Source organism: Sorangium sp. So ce1335, assembly GCF_051521615.1.
In the GTDB taxonomy this organism is placed as follows: domain Bacteria; phylum Myxococcota_A; class Polyangia; order Polyangiales; family Polyangiaceae; genus Sorangium.
Window position 1 is genome coordinate 12058954 of the sequence record NZ_CP150363.1, and the last position, 19501, is coordinate 12078454.

Consider the following 19501-nt stretch of genomic DNA (forward strand, 5'->3'; position numbering starts at 1 on the left):
TCGGGCCGCGCTGCGGAGGGGCGTGCGCATCCCACCGTATACGTCTTTCCGCTACGTATCGACGGTTGTCTCATCGCTGGTTGAGCACGCGAAGCGCGCCCCTCTTGACCTGGCGTGCGCAGCCGCGTAACCATCGCCTCGGTGGCTCGCGCGTGGAGCGTGGGTTCTCTAGGAGGAGATGGTCATGCAGATGTATTACTTGCTCCCGCTCGTGTTGATAGCGGCCGGCATTGCGTACTCGATGTACGTCCGCAAGAAGGTCATGGCCGAGACCGCCAACATGACCCCCGAGCAGCTCGAGCAACATTTCAGCGACAACTACGCCTCGTATTACGATCTCCAGCCCGACGAGCGCATCATCGGCAACTGGAGCGGAGTCGAGTACCAGGCGCCCGCCGGCGCGGCCCGCCGCATCGCCGGCGGAGCCCTCAACGCCGCGTCTGCCGCCGTGATCGGCGTCTCCACCTACGTTCCCAACGTCCAGGTCGGCCTCACCAGCAGCGGCCGCGTCCTCGTCTCTCGCGAGTACAGCGACTTCGGCCAACGCGGCAACTTCAAGCAGCACGCCGCCCTCGCTCAGGGCACCCGCGCCCTCAACCAGGACGCGACGTATCCCAGCCAGGACATCGGCTCCCCCCCCAGCAACCCCTTCAACCCCCTCGTGCGCCTCGAGTTCGTCCAGCTCCGTTCGCCGAGCGGCGACACCTACGAAGCCTGGCTGTCCCCGCAGGGCAGCCGCGTCGGCCAGCACGGATTCAGCTCGATTTTGCAGTCGCTCGGTTGAGCGCGGCGAGCGGGGCGACGCTGACCAAACTCCCTTGCGCCCCCTGCGCCCCTCGCGGTTTCTCTCTCCCCGCATGCCTTGCCCCTGGCGCCCGTTCGGTGGGCGGACATGACACTGACACACATCCTTTTTCCAGGAGGGAGGCAAATTGAAACACGAGCAAAGCAACGAGCTCTCGACCTGAAGCGGCTCCCCGGAACAGGCGTTGACAACGCCGGGAAATACCGTATCTCATCTCCTTGAGAGCTTTGATCTTGCTTTGTGGCATCATCGCACACGCTCCCTCCCTGGCGCGGGTGAAATGATCTACCGGAAGGAGAACACCTTGAGATTACGCGCTGCCGTTCCCACACTGTGTGTCGCCCTGTCGGCTGTTCTCGCGGGCTGCGTCGTGGGCGCCGACACGGGCGTCGACGAGGGCGCTGCGACAGACGGCGATCACGTCGGCGACCAGCAGCAATCGCCGCTCGCGGCGTCGGGCTGCACGGTTCGCCTCACGCCGACGAGCCTCGTCGCCAGCGTCGCGCAGGCCGAGAACCCGGCGACGAACGTCGCCGATGGCAGCCTGGCCACCCGCTGGTCGGGCCGCGGCAAGGGTGCCTATGTGACGGCGGACCTGGGCGCGAAGCAGCGCATCTGCGGCATCTCCCTGGGCTGGTACAACGGCGGGGTCGATGGGCGCATCTACGATTACGCGCTCTCGACGTCCACGGACGGCCAAAATTTCTCGCCGCTCTTCGCGGGGAAGAGCCTGCCCAACACGTCGCTCCAGCCTGTCGAGCTCCAGCCCGTCGACGCGCGGTACGTCCGCCTCACGGTCAACGGGAATACCGTGAACGACTACGCCAGCGTGACGGAGCTCCAGATCTCCGCCAGCGCGGCCCCCGCCAGCACCTTCGTCCATCCGGGCATCCTTGTCAGCAAGGGACAGCTCGATTTCGTCAAGGCGAAGATCGGCAGCGGCGCGCAGCCCTGGACCAAGGAGTACCAGCTCGCCAGGGGCTCCAGGCACGCGAAGCTGAGCTACGTCGCCAGCCCGGTGCCGGTCGTCAAGTGCTCCACGCCCGGCTCGAAGCAGAAAGCCCTCGATATGGGCTTCGAGCAAGCGGGCTGCACCGAGATCGTCAACGACGCGAACGCCGCCTATACGCAGGCGCTGCTCTGGTACTACAGCGGCGACGCACAGTACGCCGAGAACGCCAGGCGCATCCTCAACGCCTGGGCGCGCACGATGACCGCCATCCTGTTCGATCAGCCCCGCTTCCCGGACAACGGCCAGGTCTACGCCAACGGCCACTTCGCCGCTGGCTGGGCGGGCACCAACTTCCTGCGGGCCGCGGAGATCCTGCGCTACACGTACAGCGGCTGGACGGCCGAGGACACGACGCTGCAGGAGAACCACTTCACGACCGTCTACTGGGACCTGGTGAAAGACGGCTGGACGGGCGGCGCGAACCGGACCTCCGTGATGAACGAGACGGCGCTCGGCATCGCGATCTTCACGAACGATCGCGAGAAGTACGAGTACGTCGTGAGCCAGGTAGAGCACTCGACGAAGGCCATGATCTACATGCCGAGCGACGGCCGCCAGCCGCTCTATCCGACCTACCAGGGCCGGCCGCGCTACACCGACGACGCGAAGGGCGCTCTCGCGGGGATCTGGAGCAACCCGACGCGCTACATCGCCGGCCTGGAGCAGGAGACCTGCCGCGATCTCGGGCACATGCAGATGGGCGTGAGCTCGCTGGCGAACATGGCAGAGACCCTTCGCATCCAGGGCGATCCTCGCAGCGCCTACAGCGACGACCCGGTTCACGACGAGAACCGCCTGCGGGAGGCGCTCGAGCTGAACGCCGATTACGTGCTACAATACCTCGACAACACGGGCAATCGGGTCGGCGTGGAGGTGACGCCCACGGGCTGGATGCCGGCGCGGAACTGGCCTTGCAGCAGCTTCGCCAAGACCGCCGGCGGCGGCTCGGCGGTCATGGGCTGGGAGATCGGGTACAACGAATTCCGCAACCGGCGCGGGATCAGCATGCCGAAGACCGAGGAGCTCATCACGCGCGTCAGGGCGATGAGCAGCGCTTCCACCCGGGTCGGCAACCACATCGGCTGGGAGACGCTGACGCACGCGGGCGCTCCCTAGAGCAACAAACGGGTTGAATCGGCCTGAAACGAGGAGAACTTCGAACCGCCAAGACGCCAAGGACGCCAAGGCATTGTCCTCTTCTTGGCGTCCTTGGCGTCCTTGGCGTCTTGGCGGTTCATTTCTCGCTCGCTCAACGCGATCGTTGTTCTAGCACCACAGCCGCGGTCAGGGAGGCCGGGCGCGGGCAAGCGGCCGATTGCGGAGGTCAGGAAGTCGAGCGGGGCCGCCGAGGTCCCGGCTGTCGTAGAGCCGCCTCGCGAGGGGCAAGACAGCGCGAGCGGTTGACGCGACGGCAGGCCCTGGGTCGGTTCACTGACAGCGGCGCCAGGGGATCAGCCCATCAATATAGTTGAACTCGACGGATGCTCTCCCCGTGCCACCGATCGTGGCGCGGAGCTGCACGTTGACCGTGGCCGAGGTGGCGCCACACGGGGCGCTGCCCGCTTGTCCCCCGGCAGGGATGGAGAGCAGCTCGAACACCCCGTCGACGTCCGTGTCGATGTCCTCGAACGTCTTGAAGGCGCTGGCCGTGCCGGCCAGTGACTGGCTTGCTTGAACCGTGACGACGGCTGCGTCTTCGGTGTACACGTCACCAAACACATCCAAGGACGGCGCGTCGAACGTGTAGCCCGCTGGAAACGTATAGGTGATCTCGACGTCACAAGCGACGTCGTACGTGCCGAAGTCGTCGCGGCCCCCGCGAGCGTCATCGAACGTGAGTGCGTATTCCGTGTTGATACCCCCAACCTGCGTATCCATGGTTCCGCAGCCGGAGGCAGTTGCCTTGATCGAGACCTGGCTCGGGTCAGGCACGTCGCCGTCTTCGAGCGCGGCCGTCTGCTCGCCTCCCACGATCTCGCCTTCGTCGGAAGCGTCCGCGCACGCGACGCACAGGGAGGAGCAAATCAGCATCGCAAGACACGACCGAACACGACGTTTCAGAAGCTCGTTGGCAAGTTGGAATCGTCTCATAACGTCCTCTCATGGTGACCGGACAAGCCGGCGCGACATGCAGCTCTCAGCTCTCGATTCGTGCGACACGCGTCGCCCGCAGACCGTGGGCGACGGCGTCCAGTCGGGGTAGTAGCCGGCGACCACCTCCGCGGGGAGCGCGCCGACCGCGCCGAGCTCCGGGGGGGGGCGGTGCAGGCGGGGCGCGGGGCCCGGCAGTGGGGATAGAATGTTGCAGCATGGTAGAGCCATTTTGCACATCGGCCCAGAGCACACAGGACGGCTCGCCTCCCGGATCCGGGCAGCTCATGGACTTGATGGCGCGACGGGGACCAGCCCTTCAGATTATTTGATCGGGGCTTGTTCAGCCCGTTCGCCTTCCCGCCGCGTGATGATGCGGTTACGAACGGGTTGACCGTGTACCGAGGCGTGGCATTTCCTGCCGCGACGAAATCATCCATGGTCGCGGGACCACGGATCCACCTGGGTGACGCGGTGTTGACGCTGGAGGTACGAAGCGCGGCGGTCGCCGGGGTGGCGTGCCGATGAGCGGCCTTGGCGCAGCGCTTCCCGACGTGCTCACGGAGCTCCCGAGCATGGACGGGCGCCTGCTCGGCCGGCGGTACGTGCTCGACGCGGCGAACGTCGACCGCGCCCCCATCGCCCGGCCGCGGATCCCGCAGCGCGTCCCGACCGGCCATCGCGCCGCGTGGGTGCCCGCGGATCGGCTCGCGGCGGGGTAGACGGCGAGGCCCTGCCCTGCACGCACATCGGCTTCCAAACGCCGGTTCTCGACGAGCTCATCTCGCGGATTGCAGTCCGACTGTATGAGCTCATTGGCAGAACCGATCGAAGGGTAGGCCCGAGAAGAACCACCGCGAAGCCGTCGCCGATCTCTTCGGCCTCGGCTCCACCCCGACGCCTGCTGCGTCGGCTGGAGTCGAAGTGCCTTGGTGAGCCTAGCGTCCATACCAGCGGCCGATGCGCGTGTACGTGATGCTCGGGCCTACGAACCAACCATACGCGCGATCGTCCCCGAATCGGAGCGAGATCCCGAGCAGATCGTCGCCGGCTATGTCGCGATCGAACCAGTGAGTCCGAAACGTGGCGTAAGGGACCGCTACCTCCCAGCCGGCGTAGTCCCCTGTGTCCGGCTCGAAGAGCACCAGCGCCGATGCCTCCCGGCCGACGTCGAATTTGAACGTCGTGCGCTCGCTGAACTGCACCTCGATTGGGCGGAGGAACCCGATGGGGAGCAGGCTGGACGCACGAGTTCCCCGCTCGACGAAACTGGCCAAGCACGCGCTGAACGAGCCGCAGGGGCTCACGAGCGCGTACAGCGGCCAGAGCGGTACATCCGCAGGAAAGAGCACATAAGGTAGCCGGACTTTCACTCCCACCCCGAGGCGCGAGCCACTGCCGCGCAGCTGGGCGGCCCCGACGAGACCACCGAACAGCGCGCTATCTCGATGGCCGCTCGTTACACCGTCCGTCGCGAAGCCCATGCCGAGGGTCATGCTGGTCTCGGCGAGGAAGCGGGCCGATGTGACCCCAGGCTCGACGCGATGCATCGGTGCGCCGATCGTGACGGCGGCGCTCGCCAGCGCGAAGACGCCGTTCTCTCCGACGAACATGGGCGGAGGCGGCTCCCGCGGCGCGGGGACCGGCGTATGGATCAGGACCTCGTGGACGAGGGGCAGCTCCGCGAGGCGAGCCACGCCAGCGGGCACGGTGTTCTCCGAAGCGCAGCTGTTGATCTCGTGGAGGTCGACGGCGTTCAGCGCCGCGACCTCGTCGGCGCACAGCCCTGCCCTGTTCTCTGCAGCGCCCGAGCAGCGGCCCTGGGCCCCGGCCGCCCTGGCGATCTGCCGCAGGCTCTCGCGAATAGCGGTCGCTGTGTGCACGTAGTCGTCCTCGGTCGCGAAACCGTCTCCGAACCCGGGGTAGGAGCGGCCCGTCCAGGTCGTCATCGGAAAACCGTGCCCGGAGTAGTAATCGTGCGTCCCGAGGCGAAGTCCATCGGGCTCGTTCGGCGCGGACGCGCCGACGATGTGCCCCGACGCGAACGCGTCCTGGAGAAAGTGGAGCGCGTAGGCTTCGTTGAGCACGGCGGACCACGCGAGGTCGCCCGCCAGCTGGGCGCCGGCTGCCGCGGCGGCGAAGCGGAGCGCACGCTGGTGGTAAACGACATAGAGCGCGGCGCTGTTGATCTGGCTCCCGGCCTCCAGCGCCTGCGCCAGATAGGTGCGAAGGTTCGTGACGTTCGCCCTCCGCGCCAGCTGAAAGTGGGAGCGATTGTCCTTCGCGCGCGAGACGTATTCATCGTCGACGGTCAGCAGGTAAAGATCCTGATCGCGGCGTGCGTTGGCGATCTCGGCCTTCCTCTTGGCGTCGTCGACGTGTGATATTTCGATGTCGCGGACCTTCGTGTCGAACTTCTGAGCCACGCGCAGCACGCGCTGCGGCCAGTTGTCCTTCGCCGCGACCATCTGTCCCAGATCGCTCGCAGAGCAGGTGTGATCGGCGGCGAACGCCGGCAGCGAAGCGAAGCTGATGCAGGTAGGCGCGTATCCATAACTGAGCTCGTCCTCGTCGATGGTCGCGCAGAGTCGCTTCGAACGAAGAGGATCGGCCTTGCGCGCAGCGTCCCAGAGCGAGGCGAGCGCTCGCCGCGCCGACGTATCGAGGGGCGGCACGTGCAGGCTCTCGGGGAAGGCTTGCGAGGCCAGCCTGGTCTCGTCCCGGAGCGCCATCGCGGTCATGCGCGTGTGCTCGTTGTGCGTCCACGCCGAGGCGATCCGAGCGAAGAGCAATACGCCCATGGATACCGCTCCCGCATGGATGCTGGACATTTTGCGCATGTTTGTGGATTCTACAGTATGCGCACGTCCCGGGTCTCCTGTCGAGCTCCATGGCGACCTCCTCGCTGCGTGGCGCGCTCGGCCCTGTCGGAGCCGCGCGGGCTCGAAGCGCGAGAGGCCCACCGACGGAGCGGACCTCGAGCGTCACGTCCCCCCGTGGCAGCGCCGTCGGCTCAGTCGACGAACACGTTCCAGCAGAGCGCGTTTCGCAGCTTCTGGTCGTCGAGGACGAGGTCCCGTATCGAATCGGGCAGCTGTTCCCACTGCCATCGGCGTTCGGCTCGCGCAGCCGCGTCCCCCTGGCCCGATGGTGCGGCTTCCCTGGCAGCCCTGATGGCGTACGCCGCGGCCCCCAGCTCATGGGCGGCTACGTGCGCCACGGCCACCGCCTGACCCGCCGAAAGGGCGGCGAACCGGGCGGCGGGGGGCGCCTCGCGGCCGGCGGCGTTGGCAGCGAACGCCGCATTGTGACACTCCCTCATCGTGGCCTCGCCTCGGGTCCACGCCCGCACCAGCGCGAGCGCTCGGCGCGGCCGGTCATCGTCTGGCCTGTATTCGTCGAAGAGCCCCAGGACGTGCTGCGCGCAATCTGCGGCCCAGATCGCCAGCGCGTGATGGGTGCCATCCTCCAGGAGCCCTCCGCGGCGGATGGTGATGAACCGTGGGTCGCGTTTCTTGGGAAGAATCATGGATCTCCTCCTTGCGCTGTCCGTGGATATACCCAATCAATCCGCACGGGCCAACCCGCTCGCCTGGGCGACGCACGTGATCGGCGATCCCCCGCGCGGGCCGCTAGACGAGCTCGAGCAGGGCCATCGCCGCCGGGTGCGCGCGGGGGATCGTCGTGCGGTAGACGAACGCGAGCCGCATCGCCTCCGCGTCGACGAGCAGGAGCTCGACGCGGAGCGGCGCCGTCTCGACGGTGCCGTCGATCGCGTGGAGGCGCACCACCGCGCGCGGGGCGGGGAGGGTGACGCGGAGCTCGCCGCCGGGCGCGTGCCCCGGCGCGACGAGGTTGATCAGCGTGAGCCGCGCGCCCGGGGGCAGCTCGTCGATCTGCTGATCGTCCGGCGCCGCGTTCCAGTGCGCAAAGTCGAAATCGAGCGGCAGGTGCGGCCAGCCGTCGCGCAGCCACGCCTCGTCGTAGGTGCCCGCGCGCTGCAGCCGCGGCGTCCAGGCGCGCCCGATCGCCCCCAGGCCCACCGGCGCACCGCCGTAAGCGCGCGCGGCCTCCGCCATCTGCCTCGCGTTCGCGGCGGGCGGCTGGCGCACGACGTCGAGCCCGGCCACGGGGCGGCGCGGATCCTCGATCTGCGGCGCAGGCAGCCGCTCCGGCAGCGGCTCGCCGGCCTGCTCCAGCGCCGCGAGGTACCGCGCATCCATCCACCCGCAGCCGAGGGGGTTCAGGACGCAGACCTCGTTCAGCCCGGCCGAAGGCACGCGCGACGCGCCGCCGTACGCATGCTCCCAGCGCACCGGCACCGCGCGCGCCGGCTCGGGATCGCCGAGCCTCCACCCGTCGGCGGTGCGCTCGAACCACCGCGGCCCCGTCACGCCGATCGTCTTGTCGAGCAGCGCCTCGCCGCGCGGGCCCTCGAGCCGCACCCGCGCCGTGAAGCGCGCCGCCGGCTCGCCGCCGGGCGCGTGCGCGGCGGCGTTCACGATCACGTCGCAGCGCGCCTTTCGCGGCACGAGATCGCTCTCGGCGCGCACGCTCGACGCGAGCGGCGCGCCCGCGTAACGATCCTCCTCCTCGAGCGCCATCGCGTCGGCGCCCTCGAGCGGCTCGGCGCGGTGGGTGTCGCCGCCCTCCGCGGAGGCGACGAGCCGATAGCCGACGGCGAGCGCGAAGACCTGCGACTCGGACCGATCGAGCTCCTCGGTGAACCACGTCAGCGCGGAGAAGGGCGTGAGGTTCTGGAAGTCCATCGCACCTGCTTGATGCCGAGTCGCCGTGGCCGATACCATGGCGGCGATGGGACAGTACAACCTCGTCGCGGATCCCGATAGCCTCAACCCGACGGCGGTGCAGGGCTGGATCGACCAGATCAAGGACGCGCCCGGCGGCGCCAACTTCCTCAGCAGCGCCAGCGGGGGCGGCACGATCGTGGTCACCGACAACCCGGCGAAGCTCTCCGAGGGCAACGTGCAGAAGATGTCGGACATGGTCGCCGCCGCGTACAATGTGCGGGTTGCGGATCGCAACAAGATCTTCAGCTATTTCAACGGCTTCGCGCAGAACGGGGGGAGGACGATCTTCATCAACCCCAACGAATAGGCGTTTGCGGGACTGCGCCTGAGCAGCGGCGGCGGCGAGGTCCCGGCGCAGTCCCGCAAACGTCGGGTTGGACCGGGCCGGTTCGCGGCCGGGCGGAGCGGTCGCGAGGCCTATGGGGATCCTGCCCGAGAAGGCAGCAGAGGGCGGGCTCGGCGGGGCTCGCACGCGGGGGGCATCCCGCTGCCACGACGTCGGGCGCAGACGTGCCGAGGCAGAGCGCGGCGCCGACGGAGGCCCAGGAGCACGCACGCCGCCGCCATGGACGGCGCAGAAGGCGGATCGATGCCTGACCGCCGCGCAACGGAGGTGGTGTCGTTGCTCCTGCCCAGGCCATCGATGCTCATGACGTGTCCGGAGGAGCAGCGGAAGAGGCGACGACGCACGACGGCAGCGGACGGCGAGCCATCGCAGCCTGACCGCAGCGAGGACAGAGGGACAGGTCGATCCCCGTGAGCGCGGCGAGCAGCGTGCACCAGTCGACCTTGACGACGTGGCGCGGAGAGGGCTCGTGCTCGTGAGAGCTGCCTTCCCGGCGCTCCTCTCCCCCGACAGCGCGCTGCGCTGCGTCTCGCGCCGCCAGGATCGTCGTGCGTGCCACCTCGAGCGTGGTGGTGGCGTGACACGCTGCCATCAAGCCGAAGTGTCGGATCTTCACGAAGCGATGAGGCAGCACGTGCAGCAGGAAGCGACGCAGAAACTCCTCGGCGGAGAGCGTCACGGTCTTGTCTCCGCGGGTCCGGAAGCACACGCCGCGCTCATCCATCGACCGCAGTCGGTGATTGGACAGCCCGACACGGTGGGTATAGCGACCGAGGTAGGCAAAGACCTGCTCGGGCCCAGCAAAGGGCGGCTTGGCGTAGACCACCCAGGGCTTGCGGTAGAGCGCGTCGAGCAGCGCAGCGAAGGCCGCGGGGTTGGCCAGCGCGGCGGCCCCGCCGGTCAGGTCGAGCTCTCCTTGGTCATAGGCCTGCCGAAGCGCGGCGAGCAACTTGCCGCGGAAGAGCTTGCCGAGGACCTGCACAGGGAAGAGGTAGCCGCGCCGCCCCTCGATCCAGCGCGAGCCGTCGAGCGAAAGCCCGCCGCCGGTGACGATGCAGTGCAGGTGCGGATGGAAGCTGAGATCGCGGCTCCAGGTGTGCAGCACGGCGGTGACACCGAGGTCGGCGCCGAGCCGCTTGGGATCGCGGCCGAGCGCGAGCAGGGTCTGCGAGCCGCACTGGAAGAGCAGATCGAAGACCGTCTGCTGGTTGACGAGCGCCAGCGGGCGCAGCTCGGCCGGGAGCGTGAAGACGACGTGGAAGTAATGCGTCGGCAGGATGCGTTGCTGCCGCTCGGCGATCCACCGGGCCTGGCTGAGGCTCTGGCACTTGGGACAGTGGCGGTTGCGGCAGGAGTTGTACGAGGGCTGCTCGTGGCCGCAGCTCGTGCACACGTCGACATGGCCGCCGAGCACCGCGGTCCTGCACGCAGCGATGTCGCGCAGGACCTTGCGCTGGGCGGCGGAGACGGCGTGCGCGCGCAGGTAGGCCTCGCCGTGGGCGCGGACGATATCCGCGACCTCGAGCCGAGGCCTACCCGCGGCCGCGGGCCGCGGCGCCGGGCGATGCGGGTGCACGCGAGCTCAGCCGAGCTTCTTCTTGGCCTCCTGAGTGCCGAGCACTTCGGCCGGGCTGCGGGTGCGACCGATGTGAGCCTGGCTGACGCGGACGTAGCGGACGGTGGTGCGGATGGAGCGGTGGCCAAGCAGCGCCTGGATGACGCGGATATCGGTGCCGAGCTCGAGCAGGTGGGTAGCGAAGCTGTGCCGCAGCACGTGCGGGGTGACGCGCTTGTGCAGCTTGCAGCGCCTCGCCGCCTCGCGCAGCGCGCTGCGCACCGCCTCGTGCGAGATGACCGAGCCCTGCTGGCGACCCGGGAACAGCTCCGGTCCAGCGGGTCTTTCCGCCCGCCAGTAGATGCGCAGCGCGGTCAGCACGGGGGCGCTGAGCATCACGTACCGATCACGCCCGTGCTTGCCATTGCGGACGTGGATGAGGTGGCGCTTGCTGTCGATGTCCTCGACCCGCAGCGAGCAGACCTCATCGATGCGCAGACCGGCGCCGTACGCCGTCAGCACGATCGTGCGCTGCTTGACCGAGCCGATCGCGTTGAGCAGCGCCTCGACCTCGGTGCCGCTGAGGACCGGCGGCAGCTTCTGGGGTACCTTCGGCCACGGGATCGCGACAGCGACCTCCGGACGCCCGAGCGTGGTGGCGTAGAGAAACTTGATCGCCGCCACGTACTGGTGCTGCGTCGCCTCCGCGATCTTCCGCTGCTCGGCGAGGTAGAGCAAAAACGCGCGCACCTCGTCGAGACCCAGCTGCTGCGGCGGCTTGCGGTGGTAGGCTACGAAGGCCCGTGCGCAGCGGAGGTAATTGTCGCATGTCGACGGCTTGTATCGCCGCAGCTTCAGGTCTTCGGCCATTCGATCGCGGAGCTGTCCCATCGCTGCCCTCCTGGTGAACGCGGCGCCCGGGCAGGGGCGTCGCGACCGGCAGGGTGGGCAGGGAATGAGGCGGCAGGCGGGCAGTCCTGCGCTGCGCCGGGCGTTTATTTTCGCAGGGAATACCGGCAAAAGCCGCGCTGCGGCAGCAATCACTGCCGCGACAACTGCAACGACGACAAGGACCCGAGCCGCGGAAGGAAATCGCGGCTCGGTATCCGGAATGCTCAACGAAGCAGAGCCCGCAGCATCTTCTTGAGCCTCACGCCGAACTCCTGCACCTCGTCCGCATCGCGCTCGCTCGGGGGCCCGAGCGCCGCCGCCAGGTCCATGGCTCCCAAGGTCTCATGGTGGCTGGAGCTGCCGCGAAGCGGCTTGGTCCAACAACCCGGCCGGCAAATCGCCGGTGAACATCCTGGTCCACGAGATCGGCCACCGGAAGTGGCCCGGCCTCGGAACGGAAGCGAATCACCACCCGCTCTTCTACCGGCTGCTCCGCGACAACCTCGGGGCGCTGGGGCTCCCGGTGGACCGGAACAAGGACCTCAACGGCCTCACCGACGAGCAGTTGAACCAGACGCCGGTGCCCGGCGGCGACTCGCTGAGGTACAACAGCGGGCCACCCAGGGAGGGCACGCGCAAGCAGGTCAGGCCGAAGGTGGTGTCCTTGGCCCCGTCGGTGAACCTCACGCCCATGGGCGCGGCGACGGTGCCGGTGCCCTACCCGGTGGTGGGCAATTTCGAGGAGAGCGAGAAGACGACGTCCAGCGTGCGGTTCACCAGCAACCCGAGCTTCACGATGGCGAGCTACATCCCCGCCGTGCGCGGCGACGCGCCGGGCTCGGCCGGAGGGGTGAAGTCGGGCACCGTGAGCGCGATGGCAGAGCCCATCGAGCACTCCGCGAAGGTGCGCGCCGAGAAGTTCGAGGTCGTGCGGCACGACGACCTGTTCTGGATGAACAACCGCAACACCAGGGGCCGGGCGATGTTCAACCCGACCGGCTCGGCCTGATCACCGGGCCGCGCATTCACGCCGATGAGGGCGCGCTCAACGGGGAGCCGTACGCGCACCGCGAGCTGCCCACTCCGCGCACGTGAGGATCTCCGCTCCCCTGCTGGGAAAGACGGTGCTGACGAGGAGCTCGTGCACCGCCGGGTCCTGGTCGGCGCACCCGTCGCGGAGCACGGTCAGCCCGTAGCCCCGGTCCGACGCGTCGTACAGCGTGGCCGCGACCATGGCGCTCGTCGCGACACCGGTGAGCGCGAGCGAGTCCACGCCGCGGGCGCGGAGCACCAGATCGAGATCCGTTCCTGCGAACGCGCTCGTGCGCCGCTTGAGCACGACGATGTCGTCCGCGGTGACCTCCAGCGCGACCTCCGTACCCGGCGACCCCTCGTGGAACAGGTCACCGGCCCGGTGGAAGGCCGCGAAGACCTCACCCGCCAGGTCCGCGCCGTTCGCTCGAAACGCGGTACGCACGAACACGACAAGCACCCCGGCAGCGCGCGCTCGCGGCAGCAGCTCGGTCACGGGCGGCACCACGACCTTCGCGAACGGGTAGTTGCCGAGGATTCCGACCTGGAGGTCGCCGACGATCAGCGCGCTACGCATGGTGCGAGCTTCTCCGTCCGGCGGCCCACCGTCAACAGCACACCGACGCCGGGACGGTCGTCGAGGTTCGCGGGGCAGGTCTTCTGCCCTCCCTCGGCGCTCAGGCCTTGCCTCAGGCGGTCGGCGCCCCGGAGAGCCTCTCAGCGTACGCCCGGCGGCGCGGTACGAGCCCGTTCACCGCGGCCAGCCGCTGGCGCATCGCCCGGAGGGCGCTCGCCCCGCGGCTCAGGAGGCAAAGGGGGTAAGGGACCGATGAGAACGGAATGCCGACGGGTCGCATCGGCGGCGATGTTCGCTCTCGTGCTCGGTGTCGTTTCGACGCAAGCAGAGGCGTCGGAGCTGAGCGCCGGTGTAAGCCTCGGCTGGATCCAGGCTGGCACCGCCCCGCGCCTCGCGCTGGACCCGCATGCTGGGATATCGTGGCAGATCGAGAAGAACCTCCTGTTGAAGCTTCACGATCTGTGCAGCCTCGTGCCTCCAACCCAGGTAGGCGGTGCCGGTGTTCAATCGCATATCCGTTTCCTTGGTTGTCGCTGGAAGGATGGCGATGCTGGTGCGGGACCGTCGGTTGCGATCTACTTCGTGCCAGCCTGCGGAAATGCCTTGTGTGGACAGGTTGCCGGGATGGCAGTAGGCGCGAGCATCGACCAACTCGTCGAGGAGGTGGATGATTGCCTGGAGGCCCTCTCCCCGTACCCGGGGTCACCCGCGAGCCTGCGGCCGGTGCTCTGCTCGCCCGTTGCCGATTCGGGATCGGCTATTTAGATGAAACGGTAACCGATGTGAAAAAGATCCCCCTCGTCTGCGTTCTTCACCTCGATCTTGATCGGGCGCTTGATGTTCCAGTCCTTGGGGCCGAAGTGGTAGGTTTCCCCTTCGAGCACGGGATGGTCCCGGATGAGCTGCCAGTCGCGAAAGACGTATTTGCGGGAAACGCGCAGCTGGACGCTCCCTCGAACAACGTGGATGTACCCCTCGAATCCTTTGGCCCACCTCCTGTGGTGAAAGTTGCTCACGTTCAGCTTGCAGAGTACCATGATGGAGCAGTAGCGGCGATTGAAATCCCTGGCGGGCATTGGAGCGGCGAGCAGGGTCGGAGCCAGTTCTGCGAGCTCGTCGGTTCCGGCTGCTTCACCCGCACCCGCATCACCCATGAACGCGGCGAATCGGTGCTGCGGAGGCAGGAGCGCCGTGGGCGCCGTCGCGCCGGTGAAGGCCTCATGGACCGCAGTCGCGTCGAGAGCGTCGAGCTGGACGGGGTCGAGGAGGTCGCCACCGTCGCCTTCAGGGCTGCTTTCCAGGACGAGCTCTCCGGGGGTAGGCTCGGAGAAGTGCATCCTGGCGCCACCGGCGGCCTCGACGACCGCCACGCGGGTGTCCCCAGCCACGCCCTCGGCGGCTGCGCCGCGGGCGAGTCGGCCGTCGCCGCCCTCAGGGATCTCGGCATCACACGCGGCCGAGGCGAACGCACAGGAGAATGACAGAGTAGCCAGAATCAATCCTTTCATGATTCACTCCTATCGACACTGCCACTACGGCATCCAGGCGTCCTCGTCGCCGCGGGCGCGGTACGCGATGAACCCATCGGTGGGCCGTGCAGAAATGTTGCTGCCGGCTGCCGGGAGCGCCCCGCCTCGCTCTTACCAGCGCTTCCACGGTAAGCTTAATCCCTCGCAACGAGCGCCGCAATTGCTGCCACCCCGTCCCTTGGCGATGGCCACCGCCGTTCATCCACCGCGCGGGCCGCAAGCGCTTGTCGCCATCCGATCGCGATACGATATCTATCCATTCACATCAGAAATGCCAAAGAGTTCGCAGTTTGATGTATGGTCTCTGTCTGTCGGAAATGTTGGCCAGTCGCGCTGCGTTCGGGCACGGTCGACGGCGACGATCTCATCGCCAGGAAGCTCGGCGATCTCGATTGGTCGCTGTATGCCTCGGAAGCCTACCTGGCGCGGCGCCCGGCGCCGGCCGGCTCGTGCGACCTCCGGGGGCACGACTACACACGACCTGCTGGGCTTCGAGGCCGGCATCAGCAACGCCCCTCTGGCCCGGTGGATCGAAGAGCACAGCGAAGGCGCCCGCGTGCTCATGCGATACCGCGAGGTGAGCGACCTTCTGGCCGCCTGCGTCGCGGGTATGGGGCTCACCATCTCGCCTTGCCTCCTCGCCTCGCTCGAGCCTTCTCCTGCGGCTCATGGGCGAGAGCCTCGGCAAGAGCCGGCTCTCGATCGTATACCGCAGAGAGGCGCCCCTCGCCGAGCCGGTGAGGGCGGCGATCGAGCTCGTCACCGAGGCGTTGCGCGGGCACCTTGGGACCCCAGGGCGCCGCTGATGAGCGGCGTGCGGATTTCACGCCATCGTGATCACCGAGATCGCCGCGTCGCGATCGCTCGGATCACTGCATCGTGATCAGCGGGATCACGTTCTTGGTCCCGCGGATCGCCGATCGTGATCGCGCTGGTGCATGCATCGTGCGCGACCCACGAGGCTGAGGCGTCGCGGCGCTGGACGTCGGGTCCGCCCACCCGGGCCTCGGCGGAGGGGCCCCGGTGGCGACGGGGCGATTGGCGATCCTCACGTCAGGGCGAGGCGCCCTCCTGACAGCGGCCATCGGTGCACTCGAGCGGGCCTGGCGCGACGCATTCGTACGCGCAGTACCGGCCCCCGCGCTCGTAGTCGTCGATGAGCTCGCGCGCCTCGTCTTCCACATACGCTCTCTTGGCGCTGTTCACGGGCACGAAACATCCGAGCGGGCAGCCCGGCGACGCATAGACGCACTCGGAGGCGTCGTTGCACGCGTTCGACTCGGCGACGATCACCTCGAAATCCTCCCGGATCTCTTCCTCGCTCCTGGCACAGCTCGCGCAGACGAGCCCGACAATGAGGAGCACCATCCCTCTCCCGCGCGTCGACATGCTTCACCTCCGGCAGGCGACCGCGGGCCCCGCGCCTCCCGGGAGCGCTCGCGCGGCGCCTTTTCGCGTATATATCACCCCTCCCAGCCCGCGCCTGGCCAGCACGAAAGCGGCATGGGGAGCCTGTATCGAGCCTTGTGCTCCAACTTCCTCTCGATCGAGCGTCGCGGGCCGAGGGGCTCGCTCGCCCGGACAAGGACGCGTGAGGTGACGCCGCCGCTCGTGGCGCGGCAAGGGCCAGCCTGAGACACCCGCCAGCTGCACACTCTGGCACACTTGGCGCGCACATCGCCGAGATCCCGCAAGAACTTCGAGATGCCCCGCATGGCCTGCTGCTTGCTGGCTGTGCGAGGCACGGGAACGCAGAAGTCCGACGCGCACGGGAGCACGGGTGGCGCCCTCTGCCTTGGTTCGAACGAGGTGACCATGACCATCCTTCTGTCCAGAATCCACGTCAGCTGGCTCGTCCTGGCGGCGACAGCGGCATGGGCCGGAGTCACCGGCTGTCAGGTGGAGCTGACGGGGACGGGGCCGGAGACCACCCCTCCCCGGGGGGCCGACTTTATCTCTGCAAATCCGGGGGACAACGCGGACCGCTCGATGCCCGGCGCGAGCGAACATGGCAGCTCCGGGGCGGGCGGCGGCCCCGGCAGCGCACCGGACGATGCGGCGGGCGACGGCGACGCCGCGCGCGCGATCGCCGAGGCCGACATCATCCAGGTCCAGGACGGCAAGCTCTACGCGCTCTCGCAGTACGCGGGGCTCAGCGTCGTCGACATCTCGCGGCGCGACAGGCTCACCCTCCTCGGGCGATATCACGCGCGCGGGATCCCCTTCGAGATGGTCCTGCGCGACGGCGTCGCCTACGCCATGTTCTCGTCGTGGGGAGAGCGCCTCGCCGATGACGCCTCCGGTTCCTACGGCTTCGGGCAGGTGAGCCGCATCGAGGCGCTGGACGTCTCCGATCCGGCGGAGATCCGGCCGCTGGGATCATTCAACCTGCCGGGCACCCTCTCCGATGCGCGCGTCGTCGGCGACGTGCTCTACGCCGTCAGCTTCGAGAACGGCGCTTGCTTCAGGTGCGCCGGCGCGCCGAACACCACGATCACCTCCCTCTCCGTCGGCGACCCCGCCCACATCGGCGTCGTCGAGCAGCTCCGCTTTCCCGACGACGACTTCGCGACGCACGGGTGGCGTCGCAGCGTCATCGCCTCCGAAGATCGCATGGTCGTCGCGGGCGTCACGTGGGACGGCACCAGCGAGGGACACTCCACCCTCAAGGTCGTCGATATCTCCGACCCCGCAGGCCACCTCGCCGCGGGCGCGAGCGTCGAGGTCGCCGGCCAGATCCAGAGCCGCTGGCAGATGGACGAGCACGAGGGCGTCCTCCGCGTCATCAGCCAGCCTGGCATCTGGGGGGCCGAGGCGATGCCGGCCGTCCAGACGTTCTCCGTCGTGTCCTCGGACGAGATCGCGCCGCTCGGCTACACCGAGCTCAGGCTGCCGCGGCCCGAGAGGCTGCGCTCGGTTCGCTTCGACGGCGACCGCGCCTATGCGATCACGGCCGAGCAGATCGACCCGCTGTTCACCATCGACCTCAGCGACCCGGCGAACCCCGCCCAGCTCGGCGAGCTCGAGATGCCCGGCTGGGTCGTTCACATGGAGCCGCGCGGCGATCGCCTGTTCGCCGTCGGGTTCGACGCCGACGCGGGCGAGGGCCCGCTCCACGTCTCGCTCCTCGACGTCTCGGATCTCGCGCGCCCCACGATGCTCGGGCGCGTCCACTTCGGCCGGAGCTGGGGCGACTTCGACTTCGCCGAGGATCAGGACCGGATCCACAAGGCCTTCACCCTGCTGGACGATCTCGGCACGATCCTCGTCCCCTACAGCGGCCGGGAGCACGGCGGCTGCGGCCCCTACGAGAGCGGCGTCCAGCTCGTCGACTTCACGCGCGACACGCTCACGAAGCGCGGCGCCGCGCCCGTGCGCGGCCGGGCGCGCCGCGCCTTCGTCCACGACGACCGGCTCCTCGCCGTCTCCGACCTCGAGGTCGGCACGTTCAACATCGATGACCGCGATATCCCCGTCGAGGCCGCCCACCTCACCCTCGAGACGGCCGTCGCCAACGCGGTCGTCACGGGCGATCTCGTGGTCCGCCTGAGCGCGGACCGGCGGAGCAGCCGCGCGACGCTCGAGGTCGCGCCCGCCGCGGACCCGGGCCGCGCCGATCCGCTCGGCGCGCTCGATCTCGCCGAGCTCTCCTCCGCGTCGCAGGACGGCTGCCACGAAGCAGGTCTGTCCGAGGCGCGCCTCTTCGCGCACGGGCAGGCTGCCTACCTGCTCTGGCCCTCGTACAACCGCTGGACGACGGGCCTCGCCGTCATCGACCTCAGCGTACCGTCCGCGCCGCGCATCGCGAGCCGCCTCGAGCTGCCGTTCAGCGGCGGCGCGCTCTACCCGTACCGATACTACGGCCCCCTCGTCGGCGCGGGCGACACGGTGGTCCAGGCCGGGAGCACCCTCGTGATCCGCACGACGCAGGAGCACCGTGACCCGCAGGGCTCCACGGCCCCGCAGCCGCAGCGCGGGTGGCTCGAGATCCTCGATCTCTCCAGCCCGACGAGCCCGGCGCACCGCTCCGTGGCGCTGCCCGAGGGCCAGGGGTACCCAGGCCTCCTGATCGACGGCACGACGGTCGTCACCTCGCACTGGGTGCCGCTGCCCGACGACCCCACAAGGGCGCGCTTCTACCTCGATCGCGTCGACGTGGAAGACCCGTCCTCGCCGGTCGTGTCGCCGCCGGTCAACGTGCCCGGATCGCTCCTCGCCTTCGACAGCGACGCGCGCCGGCTGCTCACGGTCGATTACGAGGCGCTCGAGTTCGAGGTGACGGCGCGCGAGGCGTGCTACGGCGCCGTGGCGCACCACGAGAGGTTCGTCCCGAAGGATCGGAATCGCCGCGACGGGCCGGGCACCTGCCGGGGGACGCGCCGCGCGTTCAAGCTCGTCGACGTGGGCGACGACGCAGCGCGCCCCCGCGACGAGCGCGCGATCGACGACAGCATGGCGATCACGCAGGCGTTCGCCGGCGAAGACCGCGTGTTCATGCTCACCTACGGCGACAGGACGGCGAGCGACGACGGCGGCCACGACTACAGGTACCTGGGGCTCGTGGTCAGCGGGCTCGCCGAGGGCCGGCTCGACGTCGCGGCGTACGAGGCCGAGGAGATGGGCCACGTCGTGCCGCTCCTCGCGGACGGGACGCGCCTCGTCGTCGCCGGCGCCGAGCCCCCGGCCATCTCGGTGCTCGACGCGACGGATCTCGACGCGCTGACGTTCGAGCGGAAGGGCGAGCTCTCCTCGTACGCCTACAGGGACCCTGTGACGGTCTCCGGGGACCGCGCGCTCTGCTCGCTCGGGCTGTACGGGATCGAGGTCGTCGACCTCGGGGACTGACAGGCCC

General features: G+C 68.8%; 16 protein-coding genes. 7 read left to right on the top strand and 9 right to left on the bottom strand.

The genetic code is table 11. The annotated features are described in order from the left end of the window. Positions 1-184: 184 nt before the first annotated feature. Both WMF24_RS44945 and WMF24_RS44950 read left to right on the top strand, forming a co-directional pair. Positions 185-784 (top strand): hypothetical protein, encoded by a 600-nt coding sequence (locus WMF24_RS44945; RefSeq protein ID WP_437733634.1) that lies wholly within the window; start codon positions 185-187, stop codon positions 782-784. 325 nt (positions 785-1109) lie between these two features. Beyond that, complete coding sequence (locus tag WMF24_RS44950) at positions 1110-2933, top strand: discoidin domain-containing protein (protein ID WP_437733635.1); 1824 nt, start codon at positions 1110-1112, stop codon at positions 2931-2933. 312 nt (positions 2934-3245) lie between these two features. On the opposite strand, the gene WMF24_RS44955 is transcribed toward WMF24_RS44950, so the two are convergent. Then, a complete protein-coding gene (locus WMF24_RS44955) occupies positions 3246-3908 on the bottom strand; it encodes a DUF4360 domain-containing protein (protein ID WP_437733636.1) in 663 nt (220 codons plus the stop codon). A 524-nt stretch (positions 3909-4432) separates the two neighbouring features. Between WMF24_RS44955 and WMF24_RS44960 the strand changes: the two genes are divergently transcribed. Beyond that, the gene (locus WMF24_RS44960; RefSeq protein WP_437733637.1) at positions 4433-4630 is read left to right on the top strand and encodes a hypothetical protein; all 198 of its coding nucleotides are present in this window, start codon (positions 4433-4435) and stop codon (positions 4628-4630) included. Positions 4631-4846: 216 nt separating this feature from the next. On the opposite strand, the gene WMF24_RS44965 is transcribed toward WMF24_RS44960, so the two are convergent. The 3 genes from WMF24_RS44965 to WMF24_RS44975 form a co-directional block, all read right to left on the bottom strand. Beyond that, positions 4847-6748, bottom strand: coding sequence for a hypothetical protein (locus tag WMF24_RS44965; RefSeq protein ID WP_437733638.1), 1902 nt, complete (start codon positions 6746-6748; stop codon positions 4847-4849). Positions 6749-6921: 173 nt separating this feature from the next. Next, positions 6922-7437, bottom strand: coding sequence for a putative immunity protein (locus tag WMF24_RS44970; RefSeq protein ID WP_437733639.1), 516 nt, complete (start codon positions 7435-7437; stop codon positions 6922-6924). A 103-nt stretch (positions 7438-7540) separates the two neighbouring features. Continuing rightward, complete coding sequence (locus WMF24_RS44975; protein WP_437733640.1) at positions 7541-8677, bottom strand: DUF2169 family type VI secretion system accessory protein; 1137 nt, start codon at positions 8675-8677, stop codon at positions 7541-7543. 25 nt (positions 8678-8702) lie between these two features. Between WMF24_RS44975 and WMF24_RS44980 the strand changes: the two genes are divergently transcribed. Beyond that, positions 8703-9026 carry a hypothetical protein gene (locus WMF24_RS44980; protein ID WP_437733641.1) on the top strand — a complete coding sequence of 108 codons (324 nt, stop codon included), beginning with the start codon at positions 8703-8705 and terminating at the stop codon, positions 9024-9026. A 340-nt stretch (positions 9027-9366) separates the two neighbouring features. Here WMF24_RS44980 and WMF24_RS44985 read toward each other — a convergent pair whose 3' ends face one another. After that, a complete protein-coding gene (locus tag WMF24_RS44985) occupies positions 9367-10641 on the bottom strand; it encodes an IS91 family transposase (protein WP_437729911.1) in 1275 nt (424 codons plus the stop codon). Positions 10642-10647: 6 nt separating this feature from the next. Then, positions 10648-11511, bottom strand: a complete 864-nt coding sequence (locus tag WMF24_RS44990; RefSeq protein WP_437730089.1) for a tyrosine-type recombinase/integrase — start codon at positions 11509-11511, stop codon at positions 10648-10650. Between the two features lie 403 nt (positions 11512-11914). Between WMF24_RS44990 and WMF24_RS44995 the strand changes: the two genes are divergently transcribed. After that, positions 11915-12520: a DUF4150 domain-containing protein gene (locus WMF24_RS44995; protein WP_437733642.1), complete on the top strand. Its 606-nt coding sequence runs from the start codon at positions 11915-11917 to the stop codon at positions 12518-12520. 36 nt (positions 12521-12556) lie between these two features. Here the strand turns inward: WMF24_RS44995 and WMF24_RS45000 are convergent, their stop codons facing one another. Continuing rightward, the gene (locus WMF24_RS45000; RefSeq protein ID WP_437733643.1) at positions 12557-13120 is read right to left on the bottom strand and encodes a cysteine hydrolase family protein; all 564 of its coding nucleotides are present in this window, start codon (positions 13118-13120) and stop codon (positions 12557-12559) included. 252 nt (positions 13121-13372) lie between these two features. Here WMF24_RS45000 and WMF24_RS45005 point away from each other — a divergent pair, with 252 nt between their 5' ends. Continuing rightward, positions 13373-13885 (top strand): hypothetical protein, encoded by a 513-nt coding sequence (locus WMF24_RS45005; protein ID WP_437733644.1) that lies wholly within the window; start codon positions 13373-13375, stop codon positions 13883-13885. On the opposite strand, the gene WMF24_RS45010 is transcribed toward WMF24_RS45005, so the two are convergent. After that, on the bottom strand, positions 13882-14628 hold the full coding sequence (locus WMF24_RS45010) for a hypothetical protein (protein WP_437733645.1): 747 nt from the start codon (positions 14626-14628) through the stop codon (positions 13882-13884). The two genes, WMF24_RS45005 and WMF24_RS45010, sit on opposite strands and share 4 nt — an antisense overlap. Before the next feature lie 1074 nt (positions 14629-15702). Further along, positions 15703-16017 carry a hypothetical protein gene (locus WMF24_RS45015; RefSeq protein ID WP_437733646.1) on the bottom strand — a complete coding sequence of 105 codons (315 nt, stop codon included), beginning with the start codon at positions 16015-16017 and terminating at the stop codon, positions 15703-15705. 447 nt (positions 16018-16464) lie between these two features. Between WMF24_RS45015 and WMF24_RS45020 the strand changes: the two genes are divergently transcribed. Then, on the top strand, positions 16465-19494 hold the full coding sequence (locus WMF24_RS45020; RefSeq protein ID WP_437733647.1) for a beta-propeller domain-containing protein: 3030 nt from the start codon (positions 16465-16467) through the stop codon (positions 19492-19494). Positions 19495-19501: the final 7 nt, after the last annotated feature.

What these genes read in the sequence shown, in the direction of transcription:
- WMF24_RS44945 (WP_437733634.1), top strand. Translation starts at nt 185, where the DNA reads ATGCAGATGTATTACTTGCTCCCGCTCGTGTTGATAGCGGCCGGCATT.
- WMF24_RS44955 (WP_437733636.1), bottom strand. Translation starts at nt 3,908, where the DNA reads ATGAGACGATTCCAACTTGCCAACGAGCTTCTGAAACGTCGTGTTCGG.
- WMF24_RS44960 (WP_437733637.1), top strand. Translation starts at nt 4,433, where the DNA reads ATGAGCGGCCTTGGCGCAGCGCTTCCCGACGTGCTCACGGAGCTCCCG.
- WMF24_RS44965 (WP_437733638.1), bottom strand. Translation starts at nt 6,748, where the DNA reads ATGCGCAAAATGTCCAGCATCCATGCGGGAGCGGTATCCATGGGCGTA.
- WMF24_RS44970 (WP_437733639.1), bottom strand. Translation starts at nt 7,437, where the DNA reads ATGATTCTTCCCAAGAAACGCGACCCACGGTTCATCACCATCCGCCGC.
- WMF24_RS44975 (WP_437733640.1), bottom strand. Translation starts at nt 8,677, where the DNA reads ATGGACTTCCAGAACCTCACGCCCTTCTCCGCGCTGACGTGGTTCACC.
- WMF24_RS44990 (WP_437730089.1), bottom strand. Translation starts at nt 11,511, where the DNA reads ATGGGACAGCTCCGCGATCGAATGGCCGAAGACCTGAAGCTGCGGCGA.
- WMF24_RS45000 (WP_437733643.1), bottom strand. Translation starts at nt 13,120, where the DNA reads ATGCGTAGCGCGCTGATCGTCGGCGACCTCCAGGTCGGAATCCTCGGC.
- WMF24_RS45005 (WP_437733644.1), top strand. Translation starts at nt 13,373, where the DNA reads ATGAGAACGGAATGCCGACGGGTCGCATCGGCGGCGATGTTCGCTCTC.
- WMF24_RS45010 (WP_437733645.1), bottom strand. Translation starts at nt 14,628, where the DNA reads ATGAAAGGATTGATTCTGGCTACTCTGTCATTCTCCTGTGCGTTCGCC.
- WMF24_RS45015 (WP_437733646.1), bottom strand. Translation starts at nt 16,017, where the DNA reads ATGGTGCTCCTCATTGTCGGGCTCGTCTGCGCGAGCTGTGCCAGGAGC.
- WMF24_RS45020 (WP_437733647.1), top strand. Translation starts at nt 16,465, where the DNA reads ATGACCATCCTTCTGTCCAGAATCCACGTCAGCTGGCTCGTCCTGGCG.